The 18084-nt window shown below is 32.9% G+C and carries 12 protein-coding genes and 1 other RNA gene; 4 read left to right on the top strand and 9 right to left on the bottom strand.

The features are described from left to right. Positions 1 to 28 precede the first annotated feature (28 nt). Positions 29 to 1654, bottom strand: coding sequence for an ABC-F family ATP-binding cassette domain-containing protein (locus U0D62_RS07035; RefSeq protein WP_322194912.1), 1626 nt, complete (start codon positions 1652 to 1654; stop codon positions 29 to 31). 163 nt (positions 1655 to 1817) lie between these two features. Between U0D62_RS07035 and U0D62_RS07030 the strand changes: the two genes are divergently transcribed. Continuing rightward, the gene (locus tag U0D62_RS07030; RefSeq protein WP_322194910.1) at positions 1818 to 3263 is read left to right on the top strand and encodes a hypothetical protein; all 1446 of its coding nucleotides are present in this window, start codon (positions 1818 to 1820) and stop codon (positions 3261 to 3263) included. 107 nt (positions 3264 to 3370) lie between these two features. Here the strand turns inward: U0D62_RS07030 and fsa are convergent, their stop codons facing one another. From fsa to ffs, 3 genes are all read right to left on the bottom strand, one after another. Further along, positions 3371 to 4024, bottom strand: coding sequence for a fructose-6-phosphate aldolase (fsa, locus tag U0D62_RS07025; protein WP_322194908.1), 654 nt, complete (start codon positions 4022 to 4024; stop codon positions 3371 to 3373). Between the two features lie 79 nt (positions 4025 to 4103). After that, positions 4104 to 4925, bottom strand: coding sequence for an SDR family oxidoreductase (locus U0D62_RS07020; RefSeq protein WP_322194907.1), 822 nt, complete (start codon positions 4923 to 4925; stop codon positions 4104 to 4106). Positions 4926 to 5021: 96 nt separating this feature from the next. After that, positions 5022 to 5120: signal recognition particle sRNA small type (gene ffs / locus U0D62_RS07015), an RNA gene on the bottom strand. Positions 5121 to 5214: 94 nt separating this feature from the next. Here ffs and U0D62_RS07010 point away from each other — a divergent pair. From U0D62_RS07010 to U0D62_RS07000, 3 genes are all read left to right on the top strand, one after another. Then, positions 5215 to 6273 (top strand): glutaminyl-peptide cyclotransferase, encoded by a 1059-nt coding sequence (locus U0D62_RS07010; RefSeq protein ID WP_322194905.1) that lies wholly within the window; start codon positions 5215 to 5217, stop codon positions 6271 to 6273. Positions 6274 to 6472: 199 nt separating this feature from the next. Beyond that, positions 6473 to 8230, top strand: a complete 1758-nt coding sequence (locus tag U0D62_RS07005; protein WP_322194903.1) for a DEAD/DEAH box helicase — start codon at positions 6473 to 6475, stop codon at positions 8228 to 8230. 80 nt (positions 8231 to 8310) lie between these two features. Continuing rightward, on the top strand, positions 8311 to 9075 hold the full coding sequence (locus U0D62_RS07000; RefSeq protein WP_322194901.1) for a carboxypeptidase-like regulatory domain-containing protein: 765 nt from the start codon (positions 8311 to 8313) through the stop codon (positions 9073 to 9075). A 32-nt stretch (positions 9076 to 9107) separates the two neighbouring features. Here U0D62_RS07000 and U0D62_RS06995 read toward each other — a convergent pair whose 3' ends face one another. The 5 genes from U0D62_RS06995 to U0D62_RS06975 all read right to left on the bottom strand — a co-directional run. After that, a complete protein-coding gene (locus U0D62_RS06995; RefSeq protein ID WP_322194899.1) occupies positions 9108 to 9473 on the bottom strand; it encodes a VOC family protein in 366 nt (121 codons plus the stop codon). 504 nt (positions 9474 to 9977) lie between these two features. Then, the gene (locus U0D62_RS06990; RefSeq protein WP_322194897.1) at positions 9978 to 10640 is read right to left on the bottom strand and encodes a TrmH family RNA methyltransferase; all 663 of its coding nucleotides are present in this window, start codon (positions 10638 to 10640) and stop codon (positions 9978 to 9980) included. Between the two features lie 1545 nt (positions 10641 to 12185). Next, complete coding sequence (locus U0D62_RS06985) at positions 12186 to 14153, bottom strand: OmpA family protein (RefSeq protein ID WP_322194895.1); 1968 nt, start codon at positions 14151 to 14153, stop codon at positions 12186 to 12188. Positions 14154 to 14266: 113 nt separating this feature from the next. Then, the gene (locus U0D62_RS06980) at positions 14267 to 15223 is read right to left on the bottom strand and encodes a PorP/SprF family type IX secretion system membrane protein (protein WP_322194894.1); all 957 of its coding nucleotides are present in this window, start codon (positions 15221 to 15223) and stop codon (positions 14267 to 14269) included. Between the two features lie 68 nt (positions 15224 to 15291). Next, on the bottom strand, positions 15292 to 18084 hold a 2793-nt coding region (locus U0D62_RS06975), incomplete at its 5' end, for a DUF7507 domain-containing protein (RefSeq protein ID WP_322194892.1).

The following is an 18084-nucleotide window of genomic DNA, read 5'->3' as shown; positions in this document are numbered from 1 at the left end:
AGGTTTTTTTCTTGTTATTATAATATCGTTATACATTTACTGCATACATCTTCTCACGTAACTCTTTAATTTTAGAATCATTCATATATTCATCAAATGTAGCATATCTATCGATGACTCCATTTGGCGTTAATTCTATTACACGGTTACCTACTGTTTGTGCAAACTCATGATCATGAGTTGTAAACAGTATCGTACCTTTAAAGTTTTTTAAGGAGTTATTAAATGCGGTAATTGATTCCAGGTCCAAATGGTTTGTTGGTTCATCTAGCATGAGAACATTAGCTCTGGTCATCATCATTTTTGACAACATACATCGCACTTTTTCTCCTCCTGATAGTACATTCGATTTTTTCAAAGCTTCTTCTCCACTAAAAATCATTTTTCCTAAAAACCCTCTAAGATGCACCTCTTCTCTTTCTTCTTCGGTTGTTGCCCATTGACGCAACCAATCAACTAACGAAAGATCATTCTGGAAATATTCACTATTATCTGCAGGTAAATATGATTGAGTAGTTGTAATTCCCCAAGCTAATTTACCAGCATCTGCTTTTTGTTTTTCATTGAGAATTTGATAAAATGCTGTTGTTGCTCTAGAATCCTTTGAAAACACGACAACTTTATCTCCTTTAGCTAAATTAATGTCTATATTTTTAAACAAAACCTCCCCTTCTAAACTTGATGCTAATCCATCTACATTAAGAATTTGGTCTCCAGCTTCTCTATCTCTTTCAAAAATAATAGCAGGATAACGACGACTAGAAGGTTTAATATCTTCGATATTAAGTTTTTCTATCATCTTTTTACGAGAGGTAGCTTGCTTCGATTTTGCTACATTGGCACTAAATCGTGCAATAAACTCTTGTAACTCCTTTTTCTTTTCTTCGGCCTTCTTATTCTGCTGAGCTCTTTGTCTGGCAGCCAACTGTGAAGATTCATACCAGAAAGTATAATTACCACTATAATGGTTAATTTTACTAAAATCGATATCAGAAATATGAGTACATACAGAGTCTAAAAAGTGACGGTCGTGAGAAACTACAATTACCGTATTATCATAATTGGCCAAAAAAGATTCTAACCAAGAAATTGTTTCATAATCAAGATCATTGGTAGGCTCATCCATAATCAGCACATCAGGATTACCAAACAAACATTGGGCAAGCAACACCCTTACACGTTGTTTTGTATCCAAATCAGCCATTTTTGTATAATGAATATCTTCTTTAATCCCAAGATTGGATAACATCGTTGCAGCATCACTATCCGCATTCCAACCATTCATCTCCTCAAACTGCACTTGGAGCTCTCCTATTTTTTCTGCATTCTCATCAGTATAATCAGCATATAAAGCATCAATTTCTGTTTTGATTTTATATAAAGGCTTGTTCCCCATTATCACAGTTTCCAAAACATTATATTCATCATATGCATAATGGTTTTGTTCTAAAACTGACATACGCTTACCTGGTTCCAGGTGTACATGTCCTGATGTAGGTTCCTGAGTTCCAGAAAGAATTTTTAAAAACGTAGATTTTCCAGCACCATTAGCCCCAATAATACCATAGCAATTACCCTGAGTAAAGGCAGTATTTACTTCATCAAAAAGTACTCGTTTACCAAATTGAACCGAAAGATTAGAAACTGATAACATGATATAAAATTTGTATAATTTAAATTCGCCGCAAAAGTAGAAAAATGGATTCAGAACCTGAAACAATATAGCCGTTATTATAGAATTAACGAATCATTAACAAGCCTAAACCGGGTTTCCCTTTATTTTTGAGCGATTTAGTTAGTATTTAATAGTTCCCAAAATGCAATTTTCGTTATTACGACACCTATTTTTATTTCCTGTATTAGCTTGTTGTTTATGCAGTTGCGATTCTTCTGAAGAAAACAATCGTCAATACACCTATTTTGGAGGCGAAATTGTAAACCCAAATACCAACTACATTGTTCTTTCGAAAGAAAATAATACCTGGGATACTATATACCTGGATAAAAACAATAGATTCTTACATCGAATTGACAATCTAAAAGAAGGGTTATACTCCTTCAGACATAATCCTGAATATCAAATTGTAATTCTTGAAAAAGGTGATAGTGTACTTATTAGATTAAATACTCTGGAGTTTGATGAGTCATTAGTTTTTACTGGTGACGGAGCAAGAAAAAACAATTTTATGATTGACATGTTTTTGCAAAATGAAACTGAAAGAGAACAATTAAGAAAAAATGATTTTAAGCTATCTCCTATTGATTTTAAGAAAAAACAGGATTCATTGTTACGTTTAAGATCTGAAGCTTATAATAGACTCATTAATAAATATAATATTAGTGATCTATCCAGAAAAATTGTAAACTCAAGTTTTAAATACGATTTTCATTCAAGACATGAAATGTATTTTTATAAACATTATGGAATAACCAATTTAGACTCTATTAATGATATGCCAGAGTCTTTTTTTACTTACAGAGAGGCTGTTAATTTTAATGATAATGAATTAAAAAGATTATACTCATACAATAGGTTTTTAAATCATTATTTCACCAATTCTACATATACTCACTATGCAAAAGGTCAATCTTATAGAAAAGATCCGGTTGGTAATATCATATATGAATTAGATCTTATTGATAGTTTGATTCAACACTCTTATATCAAGAATAATTTATTAAAAGGAGTTACATATAAGTTTTTATTAGAAAGTAAAGATGATTATGCTTCTCGTAAAGTTCTTAAACATTATCTATCTGTTAGTACTAACAAAAAATTTCAAAAAGAACTAAAACGGCTTGCCAGAGCAACCTCCAGATTAAAGCCTAATAATACAATCCCTGATCAGGATTTGATTGCCGCTACAGGAGAGACGGTTAAACTTTCTTCTCTTTTTAACAAACCAATTACAGCAATGTATTTTTGGTCTGTAGAAAACAAAGATCATTATATGAGAGCTCATAAAAAAGCTTCTTACTTAAGTGCTTTATATCCTGAAATTGATTTTATTGGAATCAATACAGATGATGATCAAACAAAAAACTGGGTACATACTATAAAAAGAAATCAGTTTGATTTGAATCGAGAATATGAGTTTAAATATCCTAAATGCTCTTCTGAAGAACTTATTATACACTATAGAGATAAAGTAATCCTGGTAGATAATAAAGGTAAAATCATTAATGCAAATGCTAATTTGTTTTCTTCTTATTTTGAAAAGCAGCTTATCCAATACACACGTTTAGCAAGCATACAGAACTAAAAAAACCTATGCATTGAAATACATAGGTTTTAATTCATTACGTATATTATAATTATCTTTATAATACAGTACAATACATTAAAGTATATTTTATTATACTTTAATAATTAATTTCCTTTCTTATAATCTGCTAAGAATTTAGCCAATCCTATATCTGTTAAAGGGTGTTTTAACAATCCTTCTATTGAAGAAAGAGGACCGGTCATTACATCTGATCCGATTTTTGCACATTCTAAAACATGCATTGTATGTCTTACAGAAGCTGCCAAAATCTGAGTTTCAAAACCGTAGTTATCATAGATCAACCTGATTTCTGCAATTAGATTTAAACCATCTGTAGATATATCGTCTAATCGACCAATAAATGGAGAAACATAAGTTGCTCCTGCCTTTGCTGCTAATAAAGCCTGCCCGGCAGAAAAAACTAGTGTACAATTAGTTTTAATTCCTTTATCGCTAAAATACTTAATAGCTTTTACTCCATCTTTTATCATTGGCACTTTTACAATGATTTGGTCGTGAAGTTTTGCTAACTCTTCTCCTTCTTTAATAATTCCTTCAAAATCTGTAGAAATTACTTCTGCACTCACATCTCCAGTAACAATATCACATATTTTCTTGTAGTGATTTATTATGTTTTCCTTACCAGTGATACCTTCTTTAGCCATCAATGACGGATTGGTAGTAACACCATCAAGAACTCCCAGATCTTGAGCCTCTTTAATCTGATCGAGGTTTGCGGTATCAATAAAAAATTTCATATTGTTGTGTTTAAATTTATTACTATTCTATATCGTTGCGAATATAAAAAATACTCGCGATCACCCTATACAATGAAAATTATAATTTATAATGATTCATTAATAACTTTTCATATACTTTATCCGGTAGAATTCTTTTAAGTACAATTGAAAATTTTTGCATAAATACACCTACCTTATAATGTACTTTAGGGTTTTCTGAGCTTATTACCTTAAAAACTGCTTTTGCCATTTCTTGAGGATCACTGCCAGAATCTACATGAGTATCCATAAGTTTTAACGTATCTCCGTATTGCTTTTTATAAGGAGAGTCTTCAAGTAATGGAGCATGATATCGTCCTGCGGCTATATTTGTAGCAAAATCTCCTGGAGCCACATTACTCATAGTTATATTAAAACTCTTTAACTCCATTCTCCAGGCCTCAGTTGTAATCTCTAATGCTGCTTTAGAAGCACTATAAATCCCTCGATAAGGCAATCCCATATACCCAGCTATAGAGGTAATGTTTATGATTTGACCACTATTTTGTTTTCGCATTAAAGGTAAAACAGCTTTGGTCACATTAATTGGCCCAAAATAATTAGTGGTAAAATTTCGCAAAATTTCTTCTTCAGGAATTTCTTCGATAGGTCCTGTAATTCCAGCTCCCGCATTATTGATCAATATATCCAATCGACCTTGTTCTTTTTCGATCTCACCTACTGCAGATTTTATACTTTCAACATCAGCAACATCGAGAGGTAAAAGTTTAAATGATTTAAAGTCAGTAAATTTTGATGGATTACGACTTGTACCATAAACGATGTATCCTTTTTCTGTTAAGTAGATTCCGATAGATTTTCCTATTCCTGAAGATCCTCCTGTAATCAGAACTACTTTTTTACCCTCGTTTTTACTCATAGGTGCAAATATCTAATAATTTGTTTCGTTTTAATATAGTTATACGTCAAAATCAACAAATTCAACGAAAATTTTAAGTTAAATATCGGGTACAAAAAAAGGCAAGCTACCTACATCACACCGCTACGACCGTATACCTTTGCTGCGTTCCCGCCCTGGAGGATTCAACAGGAGCTGGTTGTGTAGGACTTGCCGCTGCAAAGATACAATCTTTGGTTAATAAAACAATCATTTTTTAAACCCAATTAAAATAAATATCTTGCTCTTAAATCTATCAAATATAAAGATTATGCGTAACCTATTCGCCTTCATAATATTAAGCTTTACTTTAATTTGTTGTGGAAGCAATTCTGATAAAAAAACTAAGAACTTTTCGCTCTCTATTTCTAATAAAAAAGGGGTTTGTTATGTGGGAGAGACTTTAAAAGCAACAATAATTAACAAAAAAAACATCACTATTGATTCAATTGCATACACAATTGATAATGTAAAACTCAAAACTTTATCGGCGACCGAACCCTTTACAGAAAAAATAGATACAGAAAAACTAGGTCATCATAAAATTAAAGCAATTGTATATTATGATAATACCTCACAGGAAACTTCTAAAAAAGTAACCTTTTTTAATGATAAAGCTCCTAAAATTTATAATTACAAAATAATTAATTCTTATCCTCACGATAATAAAGCCTATACACAAGGATTAGAGTTTGTTGGAGATACACTATATGAAAATACTGGAAAAAACGGAAAATCATCTTTGCGAAAAGTAAATTATAAGACAGGTGAAGTACTTAAACAAGTAGATCTTGATCAAGCATATTTTGGCGAAGGAATTACGATTCTTAATGATAAAATATATCAACTCACCTGGCAATCCAAAACAGGGTTTATTTATGATTTAAAAACTTTGAAGAAGACTGGAAGCTTTGCATATAATAAAAGTAAAGAAGGATGGGGATTATGTAATAATGGTACAAAAATCTTTAAAAGTGATGGTTCAGAAAAAATATGGACCCTGGATTCAAAAACATTAGCAGAACAAGATTACATACAAGTGACTACTAATAAAAGTGTAAAATCTAAGTTTAACGAGTTGGAATGGGTAGATGGAAAAATTTATGCCAACACTTATCAAAAAGATGGTATTGCTATTATCAACCCTAACAATGGTGCTATTGAAGGTGTAATTAATTTAAAAGGATTACGCCCTAAAGCAACTCCTACTGGTAAAGAAGAAGATTCTGATTATGTACTTAATGGTATCGCTTATAAAGCTGATACCAAACAACTTTTTGTAACAGGAAAATATTGGGATCAAATATTCGAAATAGAAGTTATTGAATAGACCATATTATATATAAGATTGTTTTCTGCATAACAGATAACATAACTTACTGAATCTGTTTATGTTTATATTTCTTATTCCTTATTTTATAATAATCAATATACTATAAGATATCAGTTAATTTGCAACACTATAATTAATCCCACGTTATTGTAATAGACAGATAATAAACCGTACCTTTGCGGCTTATTTAAAATATATGAACAAATTTGAAGCGTTAGGCCTAGGTGAAGCCATCATAAAGGCGGTGAATGAAATGGGTTTTGAAACCCCAAGTGAGGTACAAGAAAAGGCTATTCCTATTTTGCTTACAGAGGATACAGATATTGTTGCATTAGCGCAAACCGGGACAGGAAAAACAGCTGCTTTTGGTTTTCCGTTAATCGAAAAAATAGATAGTAACAGTAGAATTACGCAAGGTTTGATCCTATCGCCTACGCGTGAACTTTGTTTACAAATCACTAACGAACTTAAGAACTACTCTAAGTTTATTCCAGGATTAAATACGGTAGCCATCTACGGAGGTGCTAGTATTACAGATCAAGCTAAGCAAATCAAAAGAGGAGCTCAAATAGTTGTAGCTACTCCAGGTCGTATGCAGGATATGATCAATAGAAAAATGGTAGATATATCTAATATTGGCTATTGCGTACTGGATGAAGCAGATGAGATGCTTAATATGGGGTTTTATGAAGACATAAATGCAATTTTGTCGCATACTCCAGAAGATAAAAATACTTGGTTGTTCTCTGCAACCATGCCTAAAGAGGTTTCTACTATTGCAAAACGTTTTATGCAAAGTCCCGTAGAAATCACTGTAGGACATAAAAATACGGGATCTAAGAATGTCTCTCATGAATATTATCTGGTAAATTCTCGAGATCGATATGCTGCTTTAAAGCGTTTGGCAGATGCTAATCCTGATATCTTTTCTGTAGTATTTTGTCGTACGAAGCGGGATACACAAAAAGTAGCAGAAAACCTTATCGAAGATGGGTATAATGCTGCTGCTTTGCATGGAGATCTTAGTCAAAATCAGCGAGATCTCGTCATGAAAAGCTTTAGAAACCGACAGATACAAATGTTGGTTGCAACTGATGTAGCAGCTAGAGGGATCGATGTAGACGATGTTACTCATGTAATTAACTATCAATTACCAGATGAAATAGAAACCTACACACATAGAAGTGGTAGAACAGGTCGAGCTGGTAAAAGTGGAGTTTCTATGGTAATTGTTTCTAAGAGTGAGATCAGAAAGATCAAAGCTGTAGAACGAATTATCAAAAAGACATTTGAGAAAAAAGAAATTCCTGGTGGTGAAGAGATTTGTCAAGTACAATTATTTCATTTGGCTAGTGACATTGCCAAATCTGAGATCAATCATGAAATAGATAGTTATTTACCATCAATCCATGAAGTACTTGAAGATTTTTCAAAAGAAGAGTTAATTAAAAAATTCTTCTCTGTAGAGTTTTCCCGTTTTCATAATTATTATAAAAGCGCGAGAGATCTTAATGCTGTAAGAGAAAGTGGTGGTGATTCTGGAAGTGACGGAAGTACTCGTTATTTTATTAATGTAGGAGAGAAAGACGGTTTTGACTGGATGACTTTAAAAGATTTCCTAAAAGACGTTTTAGAATTAGGAAGAGACTCTTTAAGTCGTGTTGATGTAAAAGAGAATTTTTCTTTCTTCAATACAGGATCAGAGCATCAAGAAAAAGTTCTTGCCGTTTTTGAAGATTTCAAAATGGAAGGAAGAAAAGTCAATGTAGAAATCTCTAAAGATTCTGGAAGAAGACGAGGTGGAGGAAGACGCGGTAGAGATGGCGGTGGTTTCAAAGGAAAACGCCGAAGCGAAGGATTTAAACCTAAAGGAAAAAAACGTAACGACAATGATTTTGGAAACAAAAAAGGTGGCGGACGAAGAGATAAAAGAAAACGTAGCGATCGTAGATAATCAATATTTAACAAAGTAATATGATTTTTGGCGCGATTTTTATGTTACATTAAATTAAAAAACTGAAGGTCATATACAATATGAGGAAAATACTATTATACATATTACTTATTGCCGGTATTACTACCTATGCGCAGGATACTACTACGGGTAAAATTTCTGGAAAAGTACTTAACGCTGCCAATGACCAAAAGTTAGAAAGCGTTCACATCGTAAACTTAAGTCAGGTAATCGGTACCATTACCAATGATGAAGGAAATTTTACAATTCAGGCAAAAGTTAATGACACCTTATATTTTACTTATATTGGATATAAACCTTTAAAAGTTAGAGTTACTAATGACTGGACAAAGTTTGGTGAAGTTAAAATAAAAATGACCGAACTTGGTATTGCCCTCGAAGAGGTCGTAGTAGCCGATGTACAGCTTACAGGATATCTGGAAATAGATGCAAAAAGAATTCCTGTGTATAACAATTATCGATATAGTATTTCAGGACTTAATTCTGGTTATGAAGGTGGAAATCGACAACCAGGAGCTGTAAACAAAGTATTGGGCGCGATTTTTAATCCCGCCGACTTTCTCTATAATATGTTTAGTAAACGTTCCAAAGAATTAAGGAAGCTCAGGAAAATGAAGAAGGATGACGAAATAAGAAATCTTCTGGAGACCAAGTTTGATCGCGCTACACTTATGGCATTATTACAGGTAGAACGTCTTGATATTGATGAGATTCTAAGAAATTGTAACTACTCTGCAGATTTTATAAAATTTGCAAATGACCTTCAAATATTAGATGCGATTAGTGAATGTTATGAAGAATATAAAGCACTTAACAGAAACTAGTAAAGGTTTTAAAAATTTAAGAAATATTCATTCTATTGTGAAGAATGCAAGGCAATACGATTCCCTTCAGAATCAATAAAATATGCCATGTAACCATGCTCTTCTGATATCTGTGTTTTATCTGAAACTACTTTTCCTCCAGCGGTCGCTACCCTACCGATTTCATTAGCTACGTCATTACAAGAAAAATACACTAATATTCCGTCCTGACTTGGTTTATAGTGTTCTCCTGCACTGATCAGACTTCCGGTAGCAATTCCTGTTTCATTTTTATTAGGGAACCATCCCATTTTAAGACCTTCCATTTCGTGTAAACTAATTTCTATATCAAAAACTTTTTCATAAAAAGCCTTTGCTCTATTCATATCAATAACCGGAATTTCGAACCAAGCAACCATATTTTTTTTGTAAAAATTAGAACTCTAATTTACGATTTGTTTTTAAAATCAATCTTGTTTACAAATCAAAAATTCGTAATTATACACCTCTTATCTTAAGTACAGAAAAAAGTTAAGTAATAAATATTGTTATAATTTTAAATTAGTGTGTAGTTCTTTTTTGAAAAATATCATGTACCTCTTTATGATATTTAATTTCAGGTTTATTGGTTTTAAAACCACTTTTCACGCGTTTAATAAGGAACAAAATTTTATCGGTTGTTGACTGATTTTTATCCATGACAGAAGTGTTTTTTAGGGTATCAATACGTTAGTTAGGCATGTATCAAATATAATAAATTAAATACCAAGACTTATACGTGAACTCCTTCAAACAAATGACAGTAAACCATTGTTCACAAGCAAGTTAAAGCGCTCACCCAAGTAAAAAAAATTGATTTATCTATTTGATTTAACAACTATTTAATTATAAAAACAGGATAACTGTGTAGATCTTTTTATTAATCAGTTTTTAATTTCCTTTTTATATCTTTCTATAATCTGCTCGTGGCTTTTAATAACTTTTTTGGCCCAATCCATACGTTTTTCCAGTTTTTCATTCTTGGATAATTGCCATGGTATATCAGAGTTTTTTAATAGCGTAGTTACATGTTGTAAAATTATGGCTGCAGAGACTGAAATATTTAAACTTTCTGTAAAGCCAACCATAGGTATATGCAACATACTATCTGCTGCCATTAATACCTCTTCACTTAAACCTTCTTGTTCTCTTCCGAAAAAAAAGGCAGAAGGCTTACTTATATCAAAATCTTTTAACTCAACAGATTGATCATGAGGTGTTGTAGCTACAATCTGATATCCTTTATTTTTTAATTCGTTAATACATTTTTTTGTCGTATCATATCGATTAATATCTACCCATTTTTGAGCACCCATTGCAATTTCTCTATCAATACGCTTTTTATTAACCTCTTCGATCACATGAACATTTTGTACCCCAAAAACATCACAACTACGTATCACAGCACTAGTGTTATGTAACTGATATACATCTTCTACAGCAACCGTAAAATAATCTGTGCGTTGTTCTAGCACCTTTTTATATAACCCTAAACGTCTAGGTGTAAGAAATGATTCTAAATATTCTAATAATTGTATATCTATCATAGGCTGCTAAAATAATAAATATCCAAAGTAGATACTCAAAGCTTTTAGACATCATCAACATTTTTTATAATCTTCAAAAAAAATAATCCAAAACGCAATATGAAAATATACTAAAAAGAAAAACTAAAAAATATCAAATCATATATTTGCCGAAAGTCTGCTTAAAGGACAATAAAATGTTTTTAATACACGTTTTACACTTTCGGATTCTGGTGACATCATTAATAGATTCTCAAAATAATCCAATAATCACTGAAAAATATGCTTTTATACTTGTTAAAAATGTATTAAAAGTTAAAAGACATGCTTTATAAATGATAAAGAATTGTTAATTTTCGGTTTAAGGGATATGTCAAAAAAACTATATCATTTCACTATTTTAAATCAATATTTTTAATCCTACAGAGAATTATATATCTACAATAACTTTCTCATAATGATTGATTTGTTAATTGATCGTTATTCAAACCCTGCTTTTGTTGGCTCGCCAAAGTTTCGCAATTGCAGGGTTGTTTTTTTATTCAGCTTATACTTATATCATTATTTATTGCTCTTATGTCAATATAGAATACTATACATTATACCAACAAAAAACCTTCCGCAATTACCCCTAAAAACGGAAGGTTTGAAAAACACATCATTGAATTGAAAAATATAATCTTTAGTTACATTTTCTGATTGTAATGATAATCTTAATTCACTTTTTATCCATACAATTCTAAAATTGACGTACCGTGAATTCTTGAAGTACAATACTTCTTAAAAAAATTATCTAATGAAAATAAATTATAATATCTACTGAAGTAATTTTTATTCATAATGATTATATATAATTTATCGTTATTCAGTCCTTACATTGCTGGCTCGCCAAAGTTTTACAATTACAGGACGTTATTTATTAACCTCTGGTCAGCTAATTAGCATAACTAACTTTTAGTTTTTACATTTTTATTTATAGAACAAATTGCACTTTTATAAGCTTCATAATTCTATATAATTATGATTACACTTATCTATTTTTGTGGGGTAAGAATTTTGACTTTTACTATTTCTTGACTATTGAAATATCAAAATCGTTAGTATAAAGATAGGTACAAATTCCCCAAATTAGTATATTTCAATACCTCAAAATTGTTATTGTTTTACTGTAAATAGCTTCATTTTATTCACTTTTAAGATCAATTTCAGGCTAAAAATCATTCTTTTTAAAGTTTTTCGTAGATTTGAATAAGATAGATTTAGAAAATAAAAATAAAAACCTCCCGATGACTACCCCATAATCTTCAGGAGGTTTAAGTAAACACATCATTGAAAAAGTCATCTCGAAATTTATACAAGCAATCGTCACTTGCTATTTTTTTTGATACTTTCGCTTTATCAACTAATGATTACCCTAATTAAAAACCTCTTGCCTCATACATTAGCAAGAGGTTTTATTTAAAAAACGCATTTAGAGAAAATTTAATTTCTCCTCAAACTCCATAGCATAGCATTATTCTTCTTTTTCATATGGTAATATTATTCTCAAAATTTAAATTGTTTTAATCATTGTTGCAATACAATAAATTGACTTCTTCTATTTAACTGATGTTCTTTTTCACTACAGTTCACTCCATTAGCACATTTGTTAACAAGAAAGCTTTCTCCATATCCCCTGCCGCTTATTCTAGATGCTTCTATACCTCCTTTTTCTATAATATATTTAATTGTACTTTTTGCGCGTTGTTCACTCAAATACATATTGTAATTATCTTCTGCTCTACTATCGGTATGAGAACGTACATCAATCTTAAGCTCTGGATATTCTTTCATCACTGCTATAATCTTTTGCAATTCTACTTCGGCATCTGATCTGATAAAAGATTTATCCAGATCAAAATAGATAATTTGTAATTGTAATATGCTAGAAAGGTCATCTCCAGGACGTACTACTTTTCCTGTCAACGCATTCTGACCTAATTGCAACGGAAGCTGGTATTTATATTCCAATACTGCACTTGTTGTTAACGGTGCTTCAGTAGGGCTATATGCGTTTTTTGAACCTCTAACGATATATGAAGTTTCACATTCAATATCAAACTTGTAGTTTCCTTTGGCATCAGTAACGGTACTCTGTAATTGTTGATTATTATCATCAAGTAATATAACTTCTGCATTAGCCAATGCTTCTCTAGTAACCGCATCGGTAACTGTTCCGGTTACGTACTGGTTACAGTTTGTAATTAATTCTTCTGTTTGTTTAAAACTATAGATATCATCATTACCTTTTCCTCCTGCTCTATTACTTGCAAAATAACCTATTTTGGTATCTTCATTTAGAACAAAAGTAAAGTCATCTTCAGAGCTATTTACTGGTTTACCTACATTATATGGTCTGGAGAATAGTCTATTTTCAGGAACCGCCACAAAAATATCAAGGCCTCCCAATCCTACATGTCCATCACTAGAAAAATATAATCTTCCAGAGTCACTTATATATGGAAAGGTTTCTCTACCTTCTGTATTAATTTTATCTCCTAAATTGAGAGGTTGTCCATAAGAACCATCATCATATATGTCAACTACATACAGATCAGAGAGCCCTCTAGTCCCAGGCATATCGCTAGCAAAATATAATTTTTTACCATCCTTACTTAAAGCTGGGTGAGCTACAGAATATTCACTACTATTAAAGGGTAATTCTTCTATATTAGTCCATTTTTCTCCTTCAAGAGTCGCTCTATATAACTTTAATAAAACTGTTCCTACCTCATTAGATCCCAGTTTCTTTTTTGTGTAATTGTTTCTTGTAAAATATACCGTAGTTCCATCACTACTGAAAGATGTAGAAGACTCATGGAAACGAGTGTTGATCTTTCCTTTTATTTTTTTGGGACTTTGAAGAATTCCATTTTTTTCTATAATATTAGAAGTATATAGATCTAAAAATGGCATTTCATTCCATTCATGTACTGTTTTAGTTATCCCGCTTCCTCCTCTAGACGATGCAAAAATCAATTGTCCCTGGTTATTAAAACTTGGCGCATAATCAGAGAATTTTGAATTAACATTTAGTTTTAATAATCTAAATTTTCCAGATTGCATCTCGATAAAATGTAAATAATCACGAGTATTCATAAAATATTCTGCTCGTTGGTCATTACCGGTAAGCTCGTTGAACCTTTCCATAATCTTATCGGCTTCATTATAACGCTCTACACTTTTTAAACTCTGAGAATATCGAAATAAATACTCTGGTTCTATCTCATCTGCATAGGTATCATTTAACTTTTCATACCAGGTTGCAGCATCTTCCAGTTCTGCATTAAAATAATATGAATCTGCCAATTTCTTATATAAATCTGAAGAAAAATAACCACTCTCAGCTACTTGAAGATAAATTTTTCTGGCATCTACAAAGGCAAAGCGACTAAAATCCTCATCTGCCTGGGCCAAACGTTTCTCCTGAGCAAGTGTCGGAAACAATAACAGTATATTTATTACTATTATCGATATAACGTATTTGTTTAACATAATTCTTCTTGTTTTATTAACCCTATTATCTGCTTTTTTTCATTAAACAGTTTTACAGGAATGATCATTTTTATCTTTTTAAAGACTATTAAGTGCGATACTTATCTAATTAATTAGAAGAAACGAGGTGTTAATAGTCTATTATATTTTCTAAACAATTCAAAACGAAGCATTACTTCATAACTACCATCATTGAATAAAGTATTTCCTAACTCTGTTGTTTCTCTATCATAGGCAAAACCTATCATCATAGAATCCGATATTTGAAAACCTGCCATGGCACTTACCGCTGCGCTCCATCGATAAGCTACTCCCAAAGTCAATCGGTCATAGGCTAAGAAGTTTGCAGATATATCTACCTGAAGTGGCGCTCCAAATACTAATTTGCTTAGTACTGCTGGTTTAAATTTTAGATCATCATTAATATCAAATACATATCCAGCTATCCCATAATAATTAATTCGCTCTTCTGCTAAGAAACTAATAGCTTGACTGCTACTGCTTATAGCACTATCATCAAAATGATCTGTTTCTAAAAGATTGGGAGCGCTTAATCCTAAATAGAATTTTTTTGAATGGTAATACACGCCTATTCCTACCTGAGGGCTAAATTTATTATCTATGTTGCTGGCAAAAAGAGCATCATTTTGATTAAATCTACTTAATCGCTGAAGATCTACATTGAGTAAATGTCCTCCTCCTTTAATTCCAAAACTTAAACGTCCTTCATCTGATACTGGTATTGTATATGAAAAATCAATACCGATATAAGTTTCATCAGTTGGACCAATTTCATCATTAACCACAGATAATCCCAATCCCACACGATTATTATCCCCTAGAGGTGTATTTATTGTAAGAGTTTGTGTACGTGGAGCTCCATCAAGTCCTACCCACTGGCTTCTGTGCAATCCCATAATACTCATTACTCCTCTGCTACCAGCATATGCCGGATTGACGCTAATTGTATTGAACATATATTGGGTATATTGAGCATCTTGCTGTGCATAACTATTATGTAACACAAAGCTCAAAAGTATCGTAGCTATTAGTATGTATGCTTTTCTCATCCGATATTGTTTAATTTTTTTAATCAACCCCGTGAGTTTAGCACTCACGGGATTTTAGCTTTGGTTGATTATCTATTAATATATAGGTATCCTGCTCTACTCTTACGTTCTCCTGAATCTAAAATATATTCAAGGATATAGTAGTAAGTTCCGACAGGCAGTCTATCTTTTTCCTCAATAGTTGTTCTTCCTGTAGATATTCCTCTAAAGAAATTATCGTTTCTTCCATAATTGGTAGTACTATATACTTTTACTCCCCAACGGTTATAGATCTCTACTGTATTTTCAAAATTTTCAATTCCGCGAATTACAAATACATCATTATCACCATCTCCGTTAGGCGAAATACCTGTATATATTTCTACACCATCCTCGGCATCAGGGTCGATATCATTTGGTTCCAGATAATCCGGGGTTCCGTTATCATCTGTATCTATAGCATCATCTGGATCACCATCTCCGTTTGGATCTGGATTCTCATCTTCGGTTAGAATACCATCCCCATCATCATCTATATCTAGATAATCCGGTATAGTATCACAATTATTATCAATCTCACAATCCGTGTTTTGCGTATCTCCAGTATTTGGATTACCGTCACCATCTGGGTTTGGTCCTTCATTTATTGTATCAACTCCATCACCGTCATCATCTACATCTAAATAATCTGGGATACCATCTCCATCACTATCTTGATCTGTAGGATCGTCATCTCCATCATAATCTTCATAAACAGTATTTACTCCATCGCCGTCATCATCCATATCCAGATAATCTGGAATACCATCTCCGTCGCTATCCTGTGTATCTCCTGTATCAGGATTACCATCTCCATCTGGGTTTGGATTTTCATCCACGGTTAAGACATTGTCTCCATCATCATCTATATCCTGGAAATCATCTACACCATCACCATCAGTATCTTGAGGACTATAATTTACTGTTCCTCCATCAGGATCATCTTGTACTTCATCAGGAATACCATCGGTTCCATAAGGTCCATCCAAAGTACCGTCGTTATCTAAATCTAATTGACCGTGACCAGCTTCAGCCACATCATTTACTCCATCCCCATCAGAATCCAGATCCTGACTATCAATAATACCATCTCCATCAGTATCTAGATTAGGATCTCCATTTTGTTCTTCCACATCAGTAATTCCATCGTTATCATCATCTAAATCAATAATATTAGGAATACCATCTCCGTCGGTATCAAGTAAGCTAACTGTTGGATCATCAGGATCTCCATCTCCATTAGGATCTATATCAGTAGGATTATTAGGATCATCTGATGTTTCAGAAATATTTTCTCCCAATGGTGTTGTTCCCGAAGCTATAGCTGTATTTATTACTTGTCCGGATACCATATCCGCTTGGGTTACTACATGTTCTGCTATCACTATTGCTGTATCACCAGGAATTAATGAAGTAATCGGTGAGCCAGAAATAATAGTGGCATTAGCATCGCTTACTATTACATTGTTCATTGTTACATTTCCTGTATTGGTTACTTCAATAGTATATGTAATCACATCACCAACAGCTGTAAACTCAAGAGGACTAGCAACTTTAGTTACACCAAGATCTCCTCTAGGTGTTAATGTAGTTTCTGTAACAGTTGCATCATCTGGATCCGGAGTTGTAGGGTCATCTGAAATATCTGTGACTTGACTACCATCTGGAGCATCTCCTATTACATCTGCTTGATTAATTACAATACCTGCGTCTAAATCTGCTTGAGTAATCGTATGAGCTGCTGTTAATGTTGCACTATCACCTACAGCAAGAGTAGGTATCACGGCTGGAGTAATACTTCCTGCATCTGCATTAGCATCATTTACTATTACATTTGTTAATGTAGTATTACCTGTATTAGTTACAACCAAAACATAAGTAATTAATTCTCCTACGGTGTCGTATGCCCCATCAGCTGGAGGATCATGAACCTTGGTCAACTCTAATTCTGGTGTTTGATCTATAATTGTCACAGTAGGGTCATCTGGTGTTGGTGTATTAGGATCATCTGATGCCGTATCTTCTACGGTATTACCAACAGGATCTTCTGATGTTACCATTGCTACATTGGTCACACTACCTGCATCTATATCTGCTTGTGTTAACACATGTGTTGCGGTAACTGTAACTGTTTCACTTGGAAGTATTGATGGAATAGTGGCAGGTGTTATAGTATCTGCATTTGCATCTGTAATTATCACATTGGTTAATGTTACATTTCCATCGTTCGTCACTTCTATTGTGTAGGTAATATCTTCTCCTACCGTATCATAAGAACCATCGGCTGGAGGGTTAGTTGCTTTGGTTATACTTATAGCTGTATTAGCCGGCAAAGGAATTACTGTTGGATCATCAGGACTTCCGTCATTATTAGGATCTACATTGGTTGGATCATTAGGGTCATCTGAGTTATCAGTCACCGTAATTCCGCCAGGATCGAGCCCAGTTGCAACTGCTTGGTTTGTATAACTACCTGAATTAATATCGGCTTGTGTTAATGTATGCGTCGCAGTATAAGTACTATTATCACTCGCTCCTACTACCAAATCAATAGTTGTAGCAGGTGTTACAACGGCATTTGGGTCACTAACACTAATACCTGTTAAATCAACATTACCAGTATTAGTCACAACAAATGTATAAATGATATCTTCTCCAATATCCGCAAAACCATTTAAATTAGTATCATCCAATACTCCTGCCTTAGTGATATCCAGTAGTGGTTGACTCAGGTCGGTTACTGTTGGATCATCAGGACTACCATCATTGTCCGGATCTACATCGGTAGTGTTATCTGGATCATCGGAGTCATCGGTGATATCTGGGCCTCCTAGTGGGTTCGG

This window comes from Aquimarina callyspongiae (assembly GCF_034322225.1).
Taxonomy (GTDB): domain Bacteria; phylum Bacteroidota; class Bacteroidia; order Flavobacteriales; family Flavobacteriaceae; genus Aquimarina.
The sequence above is the reverse complement of the archived record's forward strand: the minus strand, read 5'-3'. Positions and strand labels throughout refer to the sequence as shown.

What these genes read in the sequence shown, in the direction of transcription:
- U0D62_RS07035 (WP_322194912.1), bottom strand. Translation starts at nt 1,654, where the DNA reads ATGTTATCAGTTTCTAATCTTTCGGTTCAATTTGGTAAACGAGTACTT.
- U0D62_RS07030 (WP_322194910.1), top strand. Translation starts at nt 1,818, where the DNA reads ATGCAATTTTCGTTATTACGACACCTATTTTTATTTCCTGTATTAGCT.
- fsa (WP_322194908.1), bottom strand. Translation starts at nt 4,024, where the DNA reads ATGAAATTTTTTATTGATACCGCAAACCTCGATCAGATTAAAGAGGCT.
- U0D62_RS07020 (WP_322194907.1), bottom strand. Translation starts at nt 4,925, where the DNA reads ATGAGTAAAAACGAGGGTAAAAAAGTAGTTCTGATTACAGGAGGATCT.
- U0D62_RS07010 (WP_322194905.1), top strand. Translation starts at nt 5,215, where the DNA reads ATGCGTAACCTATTCGCCTTCATAATATTAAGCTTTACTTTAATTTGT.
- U0D62_RS07005 (WP_322194903.1), top strand. Translation starts at nt 6,473, where the DNA reads ATGAACAAATTTGAAGCGTTAGGCCTAGGTGAAGCCATCATAAAGGCG.
- U0D62_RS07000 (WP_322194901.1), top strand. Translation starts at nt 8,311, where the DNA reads ATGAGGAAAATACTATTATACATATTACTTATTGCCGGTATTACTACC.
- U0D62_RS06995 (WP_322194899.1), bottom strand. Translation starts at nt 9,473, where the DNA reads ATGGTTGCTTGGTTCGAAATTCCGGTTATTGATATGAATAGAGCAAAG.
- U0D62_RS06990 (WP_322194897.1), bottom strand. Translation starts at nt 10,640, where the DNA reads ATGATAGATATACAATTATTAGAATATTTAGAATCATTTCTTACACCT.
- U0D62_RS06985 (WP_322194895.1), bottom strand. Translation starts at nt 14,153, where the DNA reads ATGTTAAACAAATACGTTATATCGATAATAGTAATAAATATACTGTTA.
- U0D62_RS06980 (WP_322194894.1), bottom strand. Translation starts at nt 15,223, where the DNA reads ATGAGAAAAGCATACATACTAATAGCTACGATACTTTTGAGCTTTGTG.